The 15784-nt window shown below is 44.5% G+C and carries 12 protein-coding genes and 1 riboswitch; of the genes, 4 read left to right on the top strand and 8 right to left on the bottom strand.

Annotated elements, in window-relative coordinates; genetic code table 11:
• Window positions 1–18 precede the first annotated feature (18 nt).
• The 3 genes from AABW11_RS18125 to AABW11_RS18115 all read right to left on the bottom strand — a co-directional run bounded on the left by AABW11_RS18125 (window position 19) and on the right by AABW11_RS18115 (window position 2394).
• Window positions 19–1272: a M20/M25/M40 family metallo-hydrolase gene (locus AABW11_RS18125; protein ID WP_340106704.1), complete on the bottom strand. Its 1254-nt coding sequence runs from the start codon at window positions 1270–1272 to the stop codon at window positions 19–21.
• A 186-nt stretch (window positions 1273–1458) separates the two neighbouring features.
• Window positions 1459–2172, bottom strand: coding sequence for a hypothetical protein (locus tag AABW11_RS18120; protein ID WP_340106702.1), 714 nt, complete (start codon window positions 2170–2172; stop codon window positions 1459–1461).
• Between the two features lie 6 nt (window positions 2173–2178).
• A complete protein-coding gene (locus AABW11_RS18115) occupies window positions 2179–2394 on the bottom strand; it encodes a hypothetical protein (RefSeq protein ID WP_340106700.1) in 216 nt (71 codons plus the stop codon).
• A 182-nt stretch (window positions 2395–2576) separates the two neighbouring features.
• Window positions 2577–2674: riboswitch (TPP riboswitch) on the top strand.
• Window positions 2675–2751: 77 nt separating this feature from the next.
• Between AABW11_RS18115 and AABW11_RS18110 the strand changes: the two genes are divergently transcribed.
• The 3 genes from AABW11_RS18110 (at window position 2752) to AABW11_RS18100 (ending at window position 6919) form a co-directional block, all read left to right on the top strand.
• Entirely contained in the window at window positions 2752–5091 is a 2340-nt protein-coding gene (locus tag AABW11_RS18110; protein WP_340106698.1) for a TonB-dependent receptor, read from the top strand.
• A gap of 33 nt (window positions 5092–5124) precedes the next feature.
• Window positions 5125–5718: a YkoF family thiamine/hydroxymethylpyrimidine-binding protein gene (locus AABW11_RS18105; protein ID WP_340106696.1), complete on the top strand. Its 594-nt coding sequence runs from the start codon at window positions 5125–5127 to the stop codon at window positions 5716–5718.
• Window positions 5719–6448: 730 nt separating this feature from the next.
• Entirely contained in the window at window positions 6449–6919 is a 471-nt protein-coding gene (locus tag AABW11_RS18100) for a DUF6428 family protein (protein WP_340106694.1), read from the top strand.
• Window positions 6920–7028: 109 nt separating this feature from the next.
• Here AABW11_RS18100 and AABW11_RS18095 read toward each other — a convergent pair whose 3' ends face one another.
• The 4 genes from AABW11_RS18095 to AABW11_RS18080 all read right to left on the bottom strand — a co-directional run bounded on the left by AABW11_RS18095 (window position 7029) and on the right by AABW11_RS18080 (window position 11406).
• The gene (locus tag AABW11_RS18095) at window positions 7029–7577 is read right to left on the bottom strand and encodes a DUF2911 domain-containing protein (protein WP_340106692.1); all 549 of its coding nucleotides are present in this window, start codon (window positions 7575–7577) and stop codon (window positions 7029–7031) included.
• Window positions 7578–7603: 26 nt separating this feature from the next.
• Complete coding sequence (gene msrA / locus AABW11_RS18090; RefSeq protein ID WP_445263800.1) at window positions 7604–8143, bottom strand: peptide-methionine (S)-S-oxide reductase MsrA; 540 nt, start codon at window positions 8141–8143, stop codon at window positions 7604–7606.
• Window positions 8144–8308: 165 nt separating this feature from the next.
• Window positions 8309–10087, bottom strand: coding sequence for an SLC13 family permease (locus AABW11_RS18085; protein WP_340106688.1), 1779 nt, complete (start codon window positions 10085–10087; stop codon window positions 8309–8311).
• 110 nt (window positions 10088–10197) lie between these two features.
• A complete protein-coding gene (locus tag AABW11_RS18080) occupies window positions 10198–11406 on the bottom strand; it encodes an MFS transporter (RefSeq protein ID WP_340106686.1) in 1209 nt (402 codons plus the stop codon).
• A 738-nt stretch (window positions 11407–12144) separates the two neighbouring features.
• On the opposite strand from AABW11_RS18080, the gene AABW11_RS18075 reads away from it, so the two are divergent.
• The gene (locus tag AABW11_RS18075) at window positions 12145–12684 is read left to right on the top strand and encodes a YceI family protein (protein WP_340106684.1); all 540 of its coding nucleotides are present in this window, start codon (window positions 12145–12147) and stop codon (window positions 12682–12684) included.
• Between the two features lie 278 nt (window positions 12685–12962).
• Here the strand turns inward: AABW11_RS18075 and AABW11_RS18070 are convergent, their stop codons facing one another.
• The gene (locus tag AABW11_RS18070; protein WP_340106682.1) at window positions 12963–15575 is read right to left on the bottom strand and encodes a M14 family metallopeptidase; all 2613 of its coding nucleotides are present in this window, start codon (window positions 15573–15575) and stop codon (window positions 12963–12965) included.
• Between the last annotated feature and the right edge of the window lie 209 nt (window positions 15576–15784).

The following is a 15784-nucleotide window of genomic DNA, read 5'->3' as shown; positions in this document are numbered from 1 at the left end:
GGTAACTATTTGATGGTTTCAAAACTGAATTTCAAGTGGAACCTCTTCACCTTCGCGCCTCACTACAACGGTAATACGGTCACCTTCCTCGATGTCTGAAAGTTTCTCCATATAGCCATAAATATCCGAGATCTCGGCATCCCCCATTTGAACAATCACATCGCCATCCTGCATGCCTCCCCGGTCTGCAGGATCCCCGCTGCGTACGCTCTCAACCCTGAATCCGTCACCGGAATATGAATAGTCGGGCAGAACGCCAAGCGTGGGGCCATCCATATCGAATGTAGTAGAGTGAGGGTTAGTTGATTCTCTGAATTCGATTTCTGAGGCATCGTAGCTATCCAGTTCTTCAACAACCGCAATAACATGTTCAGTAACTTTATGTATTCCACTTATGTTAAGCTTATCTGCGGTATCCGACGGGCGGTGATAGTTTTCATGAGTTCCGGTAAAATAGTGGAGAACCGGAATCTCGGCTTCGTAAAATGAAGTGTGATCGCTTGCGCCTGCTCCTGATGCTGCCCGAGTGATAGTCAGCGAATCAGTCTTAACAGTTCCGAGAATTTCGTCCCACCTGTTTGAGGTTCCTGTCCCAAAAATTGTAAGTTCGTTGTCTGTCATTCGACCAATCATATCAAGATTTATCATAGCTGCGATGCTGTCTGGCGAAATCTCCATCTGATCTACAAAATAGCGCGAACCAAGCAAACCAAGCTCTTCACCGGAAAATGCAATAAAGAGCATATTTTTTTGGATGGGGTTATCCGCAAAATAGTCAGCGAGCTCCAACAGTCCTGCTGCTCCTGAAGCATTATCATCTGCACCCGGATGGATTACCGGTTCATCACTTTCATTCATAGAGATAATCCCGCCGGTCCCCTGCGAGTCGTAATGCGCAGCGATAATAATATATTGTCCGCTTCTGCCGTCTCCCTCAATAAATCCCACAACATTTCTGGAGATATAATTTTCAATATCCATGGCTTGCGGCATTGGCCCTTCGAGGGGAAACTGCTGGATGTACGTACCTTCATCACCGGCAGGCATCAATCCCGCAACTAAAAACTGATCCGCGATATAATTTGCCACTGCCGCTTCACCGGCCGTACCGGCAAGACGCCCTTCGTAAGCAGGATCTGTCAATTTTTCGATATGGTCCTCAACCGTAATCTCCGCTGAGTCTTCTGTTCCGGGCTGGGCACAAGAGATAAACAGCAGGACAAACAAAGCGAAACCAATGGCTTGACAGACTTGAGATGAATAATTTTTCATAGCGTTGGGGCGTATTTCAAATTCAATGCTAAAATACAGTGATTCCTGAACTTTGACAGCATGAATTTATCATTTAGCGGACTTTGTTTGATGCTGTCATTACAACTCGTTTAGGTAGTAAGCCTGAAATTTTATAATGATCAGTGCAAACTTGCTTGAGCATTTGTACCATGGAATAAGCAGTATTTATTTAGTGCCTAACTCTCTGAATTTTGTATACGTCTTTGGATCAAACGGACTAACGGAAACAATTTTATCATATCGGATTGCCACAGAAAAATCAGATACCTTTACATCAAATTCTTCGGGTTTGTCAATAATCTGTTTATATATCTCGCCATAATAGGTTGTAAATTCTATTTTAAAATTTATTGAATCCCTATATCCACTAGATAATGGATTTAACATTATCGATTGAATTTCATCATTAACACAAAAATACGTATCGGTTACTTTCCCCATATACACCTTTCTGCTATCAAGTGTAATCAGAACTTCACTGTTTCTTTCAAATGACTTTAAAAGTGTCATTTCGAATGCATCATCATCCTGTCTGATAATCCTTTTTTTCATTTCATCTTTATCGAGAATATAATTAAACGTGGTTAGCGCAGTCCCGATAAATACAAGAGAAAGCAAAGCGGGCAATAGTTCTGGATGTGCTAGAAAATCATGAAGAAATTCTATCCACTCAGGTATTTTTGGATTGGCATATTCATCAAGTATAGCAGCTCTCCATAGCAAAAACGAAAAACCATAAAAGGACAGTCCCACCACAGCAGACTTAAAAAGAATCACATACCCATTATCCCTTACTGCCCTAAATCGCGTCAGATAGCTGTATTTTACAAATATAAAACCACCTAATACCGGAATAAGAATTGTGTTCAGAGCGGGCATTCAATTTTAGGTGATCGAAGTAAGCTCTTCTTCTTGTTCAGTTTTTTTGTTACTAAACACTTTACCAAAAGTGTTATTTATCTCTTCGAGTTCTTTTTGGTTCTCCTCGATAGAATAGTATTTGTCTATATCTATACGGAGTCCACCATAGACAGATCCTTCCACATGATACGAAGGCTTGTTATTAAAAAATATCAGATAAGATTTAATTTTTTTCAGCATGATAGACTGATTCGTTCTATAATCAATATAGTTTGCACATTTGAATAACGCAATTTCAACATGTTTATTTAAATGCCACTGCCTTGCATAAAGGCAACTGTTTCTGTCATTCAAGAAAAAACTGTTTACCCGCAATCCTTTCTTGAAGCCCACATCAAACAGCCGTACCTTTTAATCAATCAACCAAAGGTTGGGGGTGTCCCGCAGTAATGGGACTGAGATCATACCCTGTGAACCTGAACCGGGTTATACCGGCGTAGGGAAACCGAGATCTGCAGCATCTGCATGATATCAATCGATATCAGCAAAAATGTTGTGCCCCCTCCTTCAATCGAATCGTAAATTGATGGAGGCATCATGTTTCAAACGTTAAAATTATACTCATTTCTATTTCTGCTGGCCGTTTTCTTCGGGCCGGACCTGCTTTCAGCTCAAACTATACAGGGAACTGTTCAGGATTCCGTTTCAAACGAACCGCTGCATGGAGCCACCATTCTGCAACAGGGAACTCAGAACGGAGCGGTTACCGACCAAAACGGATCGTTTCGCCTTGAACTGCAACAGAATCAGGATAGTCCTGTACTCATCGTAAGCTACGTGGGTTATTTCGCAAAAGAGGTCAGCCTGGAACGGGGCCGGACGAATCAGCCTATTACCATATCACTAACACCCTCATCATTCCGCGGCAGCACTATTTTTGTGGATGACGTGCGGGTAGATGCGCAGGCGCCTGTTTCGCAAACCACCATTCCCCGAGCCGAAATTGAGCAGGATAATATCGGCCAGGATCCTATCTACACGCTGGAACGGCTCACGCCATCTATACTAACGCACTCAGACGCCGGAACCCGTTTTGCCAATTACGGCTACATGCGTCTGCGCGGGATGGATCAAACCCGCATCAACATGACCTTAAACGGCATTCCGCTAAACGACATGATTGACCAGGGTGTGTTCTTTTCTAATTTCAACGATTTCGGAAACAGCATCCAGTCGGTACAAGTGCAGCGTGGTGTGGGTACAACCACTCATGGAACGGCATCGTACGCCGGGTCTATTAATTTTGAGTCCCGTAATATTGTAATGGATGCCCCATCCGCCGGCTTGAAACTCTCTGGCGGCGCTTTTAACTCCTACCGCGCAAGTGCTGAGCTGAACACGGGCTCGATTGACAATTACGGACTCTACAGCCGCTTTAGCAAAACAGAATCAGACGGATATCGAGATAACAGTGGTACCGACTCACGTTCGTTTTTTATGTCGGGCGGATATTTTGGGAGCCGCAATATCTTCAAAGTGACAGCTTTCACCGGCTTCACAAAGAATGAGCTTGCCTACACGCACATCCCAATTGATCAAATTAGGGAAGACCCCACCACAAACAATCTGTCGGTTCACGACATCGATAATTTCGGACAGCAGTTTCTGCAATTTCAGTATGGCAGGGGTTTTACTGATCAGCTCACACTAACCTCATCTCTATACTACGGTGGTGCCGGCGGTGATTTTCCCGTTGGTTATGCAGGACAAGATGGCGAGTTCATTCAGCAAATTTTCAGCTTGTTTAACGATCACTATGGTCTGCAGTCTACCCTTCAGTTTGCCGAAGGAGACCGGATTAATCTGTCTGGCGGTTTGCACGCCTACCGATTCGATCGCGTCAATGAAGAATCGTTTGAACCCCAGAGTGAAACTACTTTTTACAGTGATGAATCTAAGAAGGATGAGATCAGCACCTTCGTGAAAGCCTCGCGAAGATTTGGAGACCTTGAGCTCTATGGCGATTTACAGCTGCGTGCCGTCTGGCTTGATCTGAACCCGGACCTCTCATACCTGGCAGATCAAAACGTCTCTGCTTCGCAGGTTGATGTTCCTACGCGCCAATACACCTTTCTAAGCCCAAAAATCGGGGTTACTTATTTCATTAATGATCATTTTAACGTATACACGTCATTCGGACGAAGCGGACGTGAACCCACCCGGCAGGATATTCTGGGCGCCACAAATATCAATGCCTCGAACCTTGATGTGGTAAGTGATCCCAACTCAGTTAAGCCTGAATATGTGAATGATTACGAGGGCGGATTTCGCTTTCGCTCTACCCGGTTCGCAGGTAAACTGAATGGATTTTTTATGAAGTTCAGCAACGAAATCTCTCCAACAGGCGACTACATTCCGGAAGGATTTATTCAGCTTCGTGAAAATATCGATGAAAGTTCACGTTATGGCCTGGAGGCACAGATACGATGGATTCTGCACCGACAATTCACGCTTTCCGGAAACGCCACGTGGATGCAGACAAACATTGCCTCATTTTCACCAAGCGGGTCTGACCAGGTTTATGAGGATGTTGAATCGATCCTGAGCCCGGACTGGCTGATCAATGGTTCACTTACCTACTCGCCGCAGGCATGGCTCGATGTAACGCTTTCAGGACGTTTTATGGGCGAAGCGTACCTCGAACTGACCAACCAGAGTGATATGATCTTACCATCATTTTTTAAAACAGATCTGGGTGTCGATGCGCGGCTTAGAAACAACATCACCGCTTCAGTTAAAATCAATAACATTACTGACGAACTTTATTTCACAAACGGCGCACCGCTTGATACCAATTTCGATGGCGCAATCGACACACCGGGCTACATCGTTCAGCCGCCACGTCACGTATTTGCTGAAATTGAATTCAGATTTTAAGCCGATTAGAACATTTAACTAAAAAACTCAACTATGTCTGAAGAAAACCAGGATCAACCGCGAATAGCTGGCGTCAGTTTTTCACTCTATCCTATGTGTGATAACTTTGCCGATCTTATTTTGACGGCCATCAAAAAAGTAGATTCGTCTAAAGTATGGATGAAAACGGATCGTGTGAGCACAATCGTAAGAGGCCGTATTCCGCATATATTTGATGTCACTCAGGCTGCGTTTCTGGAGATTGCTAAAACCGGCGAGCATGTGGTGTACAGCGCCACGTTTTCGGTTGGCTGCCCGGGCGATACCGAAGGCCATGCGTATATGGATTCGGATGATGTTCTCATGAATCAAGATTTGATTAAATCTGTCGAACAGGATCTGTCCGCCAAATTTGCCCTTTACCCGATGGGCGGGGGAAATTACATGGATCCGATTTATGAACAGATTGAGGCCATGAAAGGTCATGGTGTTGATGTGGAGCTTACCCACTACGAAACCATGCTCGATGGACCGGCTCAAAATATCTTCAAGGGCCTGCAGAGTGTTCTTCAGGCGATGGAGGAAGCCGGGTCTCCTCATACGGTTATGACGGTAACCCTGTCAGCCAACAGCCCATCCGCTAAGTAACATTTTTACTTGACGCGCAACAGAAGAAAGCTGCAACATCCAAGTTGTGGCTTTCTTTTTTATGTTTCTACCGGAAAGTTTTTGGGTTGATGGCAAAATATGTGAATAATCGCTCAGAACATGTTCAAAATTTTCTAAAATTATAGGCCATTGCTTTTGAAGATCCTTCTCTTCGCCATCAACGACAATGGCTCGATCAGGATGATGCGCTCATTTGTTAGCAAGTGGGCGCGTGGGTGCATTCGTCGTTTTCAATATCGCTTTGTCTTCACGCCGCCCGACACGCCAGCCGAATCATTGTCATTCTGCCTGCCCCTCGGGAATAAAACGGAGGTTTTCCGTATTGTGCCCCGAGAGGGATGCCTTGGGCAAAGAATCTGAAAAAGCAACAGGTTTTGTGCTATAAAATGGCTGGAATAATCTCCTTATGAACCACCTGGCTTAATCAGACCATGCATAGGATTATAACATGGACCCACAAACTTTCTGGTAGAACCTTTTTTATTTAGAATCACCCTAACCCAATATGGCTTGTGAAAAGCTTTGTATCTTTGATTTTCCCGGATCACCGATCATTCTGTTTACTATTCATTTCTTTAAACTCAGCAAACAAAATCAGGCAAAAGGCAGGTATTTATAAACCATAAAAAATTCATCAAACTATTTGAATAAAGTTTATTTAATCGTAATATTACGATGAATAAATCAAAAACCACTTACCCCAAGTCACATGAAACTTTCAGAATTTAAAAAAGCACTTCAGACGGTTGATGGCGTCCGTTTCCAAACACCTGCCGGATCTGACATTCCCGCTCACTTTCACATTACTGAAGCAGGTCTGTCTACCAAACATTTTGTTGATTGTGGCGGCACTATAAGGAAAGAGTCGGCCGTAAGCATGCAGCTCTGGACTGCAGAGGATTACCAGCACCGATTATCTGCTGAGAAATTACTCGGTATCCTTAATAAAGTCGGTTCTTTGATTGGCGACGATGATCTTGATGTTGAAATAGAGTATCAGTCAGACACGATTGGCAGATATGGAGTTGAATTCAGTGATACTCATTTTCAACTGATTCCTAAACAGACCGATTGCCTTGCAAAAGAAACATATGGAATTAAGCCCAGCGTTGATACAATTAAAGCAGTTCAGATGAATCCAGCCTTAACTGCCTGCAGCCCTGGTAGTGGTTGTTGCTGAAAAGTGGAAATGGACGAGAATGACTTTACGCGCTGATTAATTTATAAAAAAACTCCCGTAATTTAGTCACGGGAGTTTTTTTGAAACATATCTTGTAATTGGGCGCTGGTTATTCGTTCACAGGCTCAATTTGTACCGAAACACGTGTATCAGCCCAATGAATGACCATATCTCCGCTTTCTTCCGAAATATCTTCAAAATAGATCAGCATCTGTTCTACGAAATAAGATTCTTCGGCATCAACCTCCACGCGAAGTACATCTTCACTCATATCGTACTGTGTTCCCCATGAGAGTTTATCATTGATAATGATGCTCCATGTTTCTTCTCCTGGTTCTGAATAGAGCGAATATGTGCCGGCCTCAACCCGTTCTCCTTCGATAAGAACATCATCAGAAAAGGTAATAGCCGTTGATTCATTTGCTCCTGTTCTCCAGACTTCATCGTATGGTACCAGTCCACCAAAAATATTTCTGTTGTTCACGCTTGGCCTGCCGTAGGTAAGCGTAACTTCGGTTGTACCAATTGTCTGGCTTACGGCTGCATTGGGGCTAGTTCTTGCGCCGTCGTTTGAGCGCTCCTGGGCAGCAACAGGCAGAGAAATCAGCAGGGCCAGTGAGCACGCGGCAATGATGGTAAGGATTCTGTTTTTAAGCATGGTGGTTGATTTTGGTTAGGTTCAGGTTAGTTAATACTGTCTTGCAGCAAATTGGGAAAATCTTTTTTAAACTTCGCGATTTTTGGAGCAATTACAATTGAGCAATATCCCGCATTGGGATTGTTGTTATAGTAGTTCTGGTGATAATTTTCGGCTACACTATAATTTTTAAGCGGTGTTATTTCCGTAACGATGGGATCTTCCCAAAGATCAGACTCATCCGTTTTTTCCAATGATTTTTCCGCGATTCGTTTCTGCTCGTCATTGTGATAGAAAATAGCTGACCGGTACTGCGGCCCAACATCGTTACCCTGCCGATTGAGAGTTGTAGGATTGTGTGTATGCCAAAATACTTCGAGCAGAGTTTCGAAATCAATAACTTCAGGATCATACGTTATACGCGCCACTTCGGCATGGCCGGTATTTCCGCGAACAACCTGATCGTATGTAGGATCCTCTACATGGCCTCCTGCGTACCCTGACTCAATGTCCACGACACCTTCCACGCGCTGATAAATAGCTTCTACACACCAAAAGCACCCTGCTCCCAATGTAGCTACTTCCATGTCGTTACCTGTTTCATCACCATAGTTTTGGACTGTCATTGATAATCCTATAAATATTAAAGTTAGCATCCATTTCATAGTACTGATATCTTTTTTTGATCTTGGTGTATTCAACGCGAAACTTGATAAAATCGTGCCGTGGCCGGTATATAATTAAAAGGTCCATCAGAAAGACCATATAATGGGAATAAAGATAGTTGCAAGAATCCAGAATATGAGATTAAGTAAGATTCCAATCTTAAAAAAATCAACAACTTTATATTGTCCCGGACCATAAATCATCGTGTTGGTCTGGTAGCCAAATGGGGTGATCAGACTCAGCGATGCCGCAAATGTGACCGCATACAGGAATGGCTCAGGTTCTACGCCCATTGTGGATGCCGACTGGATGGCAATTGGGGCCAGAAGCGCTGCTGAAGCGTTGTTCGACATCACGGCTGTAATAAGAAGTGTAATCAAGAAGAATCCCGACATCAGCGCGGTCGGACCAAAATCTGCAAGGCCTGAAATCATCATGTTAGCGAGTAATTCTGCCGTTCCAGTTTTATCCATAGCCGTGCCAAGCGGCAGCACACCTGCAAGAAGTACCACAACTTTCCAGTTCACGGCATCGTATGCTTCGCTCGTTTTAAGACAGCCGGTCAAAATCATCAGCACAACACCTGTTACAGCACTAACCACAATTGAGGTAATTCCAAGAGCTGCCGTAAGTACCACACCGGCAACTATTGAAATAGCAAGCGGTGTTTTGTTGCTTCGCTGCGTCATGATATCCGGATCGGTAACCATAATGACGGACGGATCAGATTCTATTTCATTCAGTCGTTCGCTATCCATGATCAGCAGCAGTGAATCTCCGCTTGAAAGCTCCTGTTCTGTAAGATCATTATGCTTTAATCTCTCTTTATGACGTATTGCAAGGGGTACGGCACCTAATTTTTGGTAAAAGTTGTACTTTCTTAAATTCGATCCATCCAGACCGCCTTCGGGGGCAACTACCACCTCAACCAATGCATCCTGGCCTTGTTGCAGGTCTATATCAGCCCACTCTCTCGGTGGCTTGAGGCTAATATCTTCCCGTGCCACAAGTTTTTTTATCTCCTCTTTGTTTCCCCTGATCCGAATAGTATCTCCGGACCGTAACTTAACTTTATTCCGCTGGGCTGATGAATCCATATCTTCCCTGAATATCCGTATAACATCAAGATCAAGTTCTTCTGTAAGCTCTTTTTTGTCAAAAATTCTGCCTAACAAGTCAGACTTTGAATTGATAATGATGTCGGTGAGAAAGTCTTGCAACTCAAAATCTTTGGTGAGGTTGCCTTGCTCTCTCCGTTCAGGTATCATTTTTATTCCAATAGTAAACATGAACAGCAGTCCGGAGACGAGAAAAATCAGCCCCATGCCTGTAAATTCAAACATTCCAATGGCATCCAAGCCTCGCTCCACAGCAATAGAACTCACTAAAATATTCGTTGACGTACCAATGAGCGTGCACACTCCCCCAAACATACCGGCAAATGAGAGAGGCATCAGCAGCTTAGACGGGCTAACATCAATGCGGGTGGAGATGCTCATCATTACCGGAATGAAAATAGCCACTGCGGCGGTGTTATTGATGAAAGCCGAGACGACTCCAATGAATACCAGAAGGCACAGCAGCCAGGGGTTAAAGTTAACCAGCATACGTTCAGAGAAGAAATCGCCGGCGGTTTTTAATATACCGGTGCGCCGGATTCCATCACTTAAAATAAACATGGCAGCTACTGTAATAGTCGCCGGATTGCTAAATCCCGAAAGGCCTTCTTGCGGGCTTAGTATACCGCTGACCAGCAGGCTGACCATAATCACAACTGCAGTTACATCGTACGTTATATGATCTGTTACGAACAGGTATGTAGCGATGACCAATAGAATAAGTACGAAAGCGATCTCAAATGTCATTTGAACTCCTTCAGTTGCAAAATCCAAAGAAAGTGAAATTCCTGATAAATGCAACCCACTGATTCAGATCAGGTTGGGTTTAAAAACCTGCCGCTATTGTTAACACAGAATCAGGCTTCCAGCTGCCCATCAAACAGCAGACGAAGTGAAAACAGCCCGCCGATGATAGTCGTTACCAATGCAATGAGAAAGATTGATGGCATTGTGACGCCGCTGTCAAGCCAGAGCCCCATAATAAACGGGCTCGCAGCTGTACTTACAACCATAATTGACGAGAATAGGCTGCGAACAGTACCAATCATTCCCAATCCGAACATTTCTGTCCAAAGAGCTGACTTCACCGTTCCCGCCATACCAAACGTTGCACCAAACAGGCCCATATACACAAACGCTGCCCAGGGTGACGAAAACTGACCGCCGATAAAAAAACCGAGTATCATTGGAATCAAAAAGAATGGGAAAACAGTATGCGCCGAATATTTATCAACCAAAGGGCCTGTAAAAAGTCCCATGAGTATTCGGGTTGCCGCAAACATTATAAATGATGAGGCGATGATTGCAGCCGTCCACCCCAGCTGATCGGCGTATGAAACCTGGTACAGAAATAGACCGGTTGCCCAAAATGGAGGAAGCAGAATTGATGGTAAAACAAAGAGTAGTTTTGGGTGTTTAAATATAATTTTATAGCTCTCTTTTGTTGATACATCCCGTTTTCGTTCATCCTCTTTTTCAGCCACGGTTTCACTTTCACGAACTAAAACCCAAATGGCGGGAATGAGCACGAGAAGTATCAGCGCCGAGATAATCCCCCACGTAACCCGCCAGTGAAATAGTGCCAGCAGCCCCGCAATAGCTACCGGAAAAATCGCCTCGCCCAGCGGAAATCCAAGATTTGATATACTCAGTGCTTTCCCCCGCTGATGATCGAAAAATCGCGCCATTGTTGTTTGTGCGGTATGACTGCTTAGCCCCTGTCCCGTGAGCCGCAGTAACACCAGCGATATAAACAGGATTGATATATGCCAGGAGATCGTCATGAGAACAGCTGATGTGAACAACCCAAGCGCAACAAGCATGCTGTACCGGCGGAGTGCAATTCGATCGATCCACTGGCCAAGGTACGGCAGGGAGACAGCACTTGTCAGCGTAGCAACCGAATAAAGTGTTCCGAAGGATGCGTTCGTCAGGTCAAACGCTGATAGAAAAAAAGGGACAAAAAGCGCGATAAGGAACGTTTGTCCAAAGCTTGAAAAAAATGTAAATGAGACTGCAAATGAAAGCAGTTTTCTCTCTTTCAGTGCAAAAGCAATATAGGTCATTAAACGACTCTATTATGAATTATCAAAACCTTAAAAATACGGTTTTTTACCAGTAAATGAAGGGATTTTACTCACAAAAATGCAAAAGCGCTTTCTGCGGGTTTGATGAAGACCGACAGCGAAAGGTCGTAGTATGACTAAACAATTTTTCTCCGGTCGCCTCACTTCAAAATACTTAACGTTTCTTCTGAAATTTTTTAACCCACCGAGTGTCATAAAAAAAAGGGTCCTACCAGAAAGATTGTGTGTTGGAAGTAAAATCAGTGAACAATCTCTCTGAAGATTTAAAAAAAAATCAAATAATATACCTTTGCTTTTGCAGATCCTTCTCTGCGCCATCAACTACTTTGGCTCGATCAGGATGACACACTCATGGGATAACAAACGGGCGGCGTGGATACAATAGTCGTTTTTTCAATATCGCCTTGTCTTCACGCCGCCCTCCATTCTTGCCGAATAATTGTCATTCTGAATAAAGCGGTGATTTTCCGGTTTATGAAGAATCTGTAAAAGCAATACACTTTGTCCTATCGAATAACACAAATAATTGGTTTTGCGTACTGATTTATCCAACTGTCTTTATGAGACTGTATGAGAAGCCGTATATCGAATATTTTTGTTTACCCACAAACTTTCTGGTAGAACAAAAAATAATTAACTCCCCTATTGACAGATAGTTTAAAACTGCGTAATTAGTTCAACATTAAATAATTAAACATCAATCATAACATCTCAGATATGACTACTGAAACACTCACCAAATGGACAATCGATAAATCCCACTCTGAAATCACCTTTAAAGTTAAGCACCTTGTGATTTCAACAGTAACCGGCAAATTCAAAGAGTTTGATGCATCCATCGAAACGGATAACGACGAGTTTGAAAACGCAACTATTACGTTTGAAGCTCTCATCGACAGCATTGACACCGGAAATGACGACCGGGATAAGCACCTGAAGTCGGCTGATTTCTTTAATGCAGCCGAGCATCCGAAACTAACGTTTACAACAACTGCATTTAAGAAAGTGGATATTGGTGTGTATAAGCTTACAGGTGATCTAACGATCCGCGGCAATACAAAAACCGTAGAGCTGGACATGGAATACGGCGGAACCGTTCGGGATCCATACGGAAATACAAAAGCGAGATTTGAAATCAATGGCAAGCTGAACCGGAAAGAGTTGAGGCTCACATGGAGCGCCGTAACAGAAGCGGGAAGTATTGTGGTATCTGACGAAGTAGAGCTTAACCTTAATGTTCAGTTAACGCTCAACTGATTTCTTCACTTAAAGTAAAATAGCCCACGGTTTAATGCCGGGGCTATTTTACTTTATTGATTTGAGAGCTTTTTAACCTTGTGAGTTCGATTCTTAAATAAAGACGGACATTAATAGTCCCCCTTTCCCGAAGGGATGCCCACGGCGAAAAAAGGGGGATTCAGGGGGATGCGTTAACAAATCGTGGAAAAATCGATGAACACCCCTCGAAATCTCCCCTTTTTATGGGAGACTCCGTACCGAATAAATGAAATTGATTATTAATCGAACTTTGGTTTTTAAATATTCACATTCTGGCCAAAGAGGATCGCATTAATAAACAGGCGGCTGGTGGTATGCCAGTAGCTGCGAAAGTTGGGGTTTTCTGAAAAGAGAATCACCTTACCGCTCCCTTCTTCAGCGACCAGCAACGCTGCCGTATTCCGGATCCGATCCAGATTTTTATCATTTACAAATCCGGCAACCAGTGGATCTTCCGTAAACCTGGCAACCGTTCCGTATGGATTACTGCTCTGTTTCAGGAAGTTGTCGCTTTGCTTAATAAAAAGCTGACGGCGATTCGGTACTCCAAAGGCGATCGGATTCGAGGGATCAATATCAGCTTCCAGAATGATACCCGGTATTGAATTTGCGCGCCGGCGATCGTCCCGTTCTTCGTAATTGAACCGGGGCGACTCTGGGGCCTCTTCTTCCGACTCATCCGCAAGCAGATCTTCCGTTACGATTTCCTGCTGAATGACCCACTCACTGGTTCCGCCGCTGGTAATCAGCACCCCGCCTGCTCGTACCCAGCTTCGGAGGCTTTCCACTGTACTATCACTCCATTGATTATAATTGCCATCAACAAGAACAATTGTGTTGTAACGGTTGAGGTCAGCACGGGAAAAATCACCGGAATCAATCTTCGTGATATCCATCCCAAGATGCCTGTTGAGCAGAAACCACGCTTCACCCGCTTCCGTTGATCGCACCCCGTTTCCAAATACGATGGCGGCTTCCGGTTTATGAACAACCTGCGAATTCCGGCTGCCCAAATCGATTCCGGATCGGCTCAGCCCGGTATCGGTCGCATAGAATGTTTGGTTGAATTCATTTGCCGTGGATTGAATAACCTCAAACAGATCCCGCTCTGAAATATTCTGCTCTGCGGCGGCAACAATAACTGAGCCGTAGCCAAACTCACGTTCTCCTACTCTTGTGGGTGCTACAAACGGCTGATGGGCATTCCGCACGACCAACCCTTCATCAAGCAAAGAATAAAGTGCGGCTGATGCATTGTAATCGCTCCAGGGCAGCAGATAAGCGTAATCGGTCTGCCCCCCTTCTACACCGCCATTCCGTTCAGGAAGCTCAGTCACCTGCGTTCCCCAGTTCCGATCGTAGCTGCCTGATTCTGCTTTCTCATGTTTGATGCCATAACCAGGTGCGAGCGACCAGGCCGTGATATCGTAAAACACACTATCAGCAAAGCTGGTGTGAGATTCAAATACATCGTGCAGAATATGATAATTTGGCTGGCTGGTGGGTACAACAAATCCTGACCCCGGCTCAAATGTTTCTCCGTTTACTTCCTGCTGCTCATCAAGCGCGTACACATCGATGTTATGCGTGAGCAAAAGATTCAGGAATTTGTCCGTCAGAGTCACGTCGCCGGAATCACCAAAATAGTAGGCTCTTACCGGCTGCGATTCAGCCTTTTCAATACCCGTACGGAAAAACTCTTTTTGATAGTCGAACAAAGCTTCTTTTTCAGATACTCCTGCCCTGACCGTTGCAATACCCGTAATCAGGTGTTTGCGGATCGTCGATCGGAACGTCACATCTCCGGATACACTTTCCTGTACCAATCCGCGCGAACTTCCCACTTCAAACGTAATTCCTACACCTCCAAGAATATCCGGATAGGTAGAACCATAAATGGGAGAAATATTATCAAACACCTCTTTGGTCCAGTAAAGCGATCCCAGTTCATCCAGGGCATCAGACTGATATTTACTGATCAACGGGCCCAGCACATCATACCGGTATTCGGGAACCACCGGATTCCAGGTCCGCTCCGGCTGCGTGGGTTCCAAATAGTAGGTGCTGTTGGTTCCCATCTCATGAAAGTCGATCTGGATATTTGGATACCACTGCTGAAAAAACGTTACACGGTTCTCACTTTCCTGCTGCGTTACTGCAAACCAATCCCGGTTCAGATCGTGCAGGAAGTGATTGCTGCGGCCATTGGGCCAAACCTCGTTATGTTCGATATCATTGGGATCGGCCACGGGCGGGAAGGATTTATAGCTGTTGTGCGAGTGAGCCGCCCGATCGCGTCCGTCCGGATTTTGAGCCGGATCAAGCAGAATCACCGCCTCATCGAGAAATTGCTGTGTTTCCTCCTTTTCGCTGGCCACCAGGTAGTAGGCGGTCAAAAGTGCCGCTTCCCCGCTTGATGATTCGTTTCCATGAACGCTGTACGCAAGCGAGATGATCGATTTTGCTGTTTCCGCATCCACGACTTCCACATCCGGATCAAGCAGCGTCAAATGTTCCTGCTGTATCTGTTCCAGGTTGGTATGGTTTTCAGGAGATGTGATGGTCAGAATTACCTGGGGACGAAGCTGCACGGTTTCACCGATTACCTGGAAACTGGCTTTATCAGACACCCGTGCCAGTTCCTCCATGTAATCCACAATTCGGTCATGACGCGTGTAGTGCGACCCGATCGGGTAGCCGAGGAACTCTTCAGGAGTGGGAATCGCCTCATCAAATTGCGTATCACCCGGGAAATAGTAGTCGTTCTGAGCCAAAAGCGCCGGGGTAAACAGAAATGCGATCACGCCGATCAGAAAGAATGATTTAAGTATGCGTGGCAAATGTTTTGTATCTGGTATGGTAGATTTCATTGGGTTGGTTATTTGAAGCTGTTTTCTGATTTATAAAACATCAGTTCGATTTATAATCTATGTCATTTATTCAGTATAAAGTCTCCTCTAACAAGGGGAGAATTAGAGGGGTGTTCATCGTTTTTTCATAGATCTAATGAACATCCCCCTCAATCCCCCTTTTTTAAGGGGGACTTTTTGAAATCATTATTTAAGAGTCGAACTCAGGT

Source organism: Rhodohalobacter sp. 8-1 (assembly GCF_038150125.1).
Lineage (GTDB): Bacteria > Bacteroidota > Rhodothermia > Balneolales > Balneolaceae > SW132.
The sequence above is the reverse complement of the archived record's forward strand: the minus strand, read 5'-3'. Positions and strand labels throughout refer to the sequence as shown.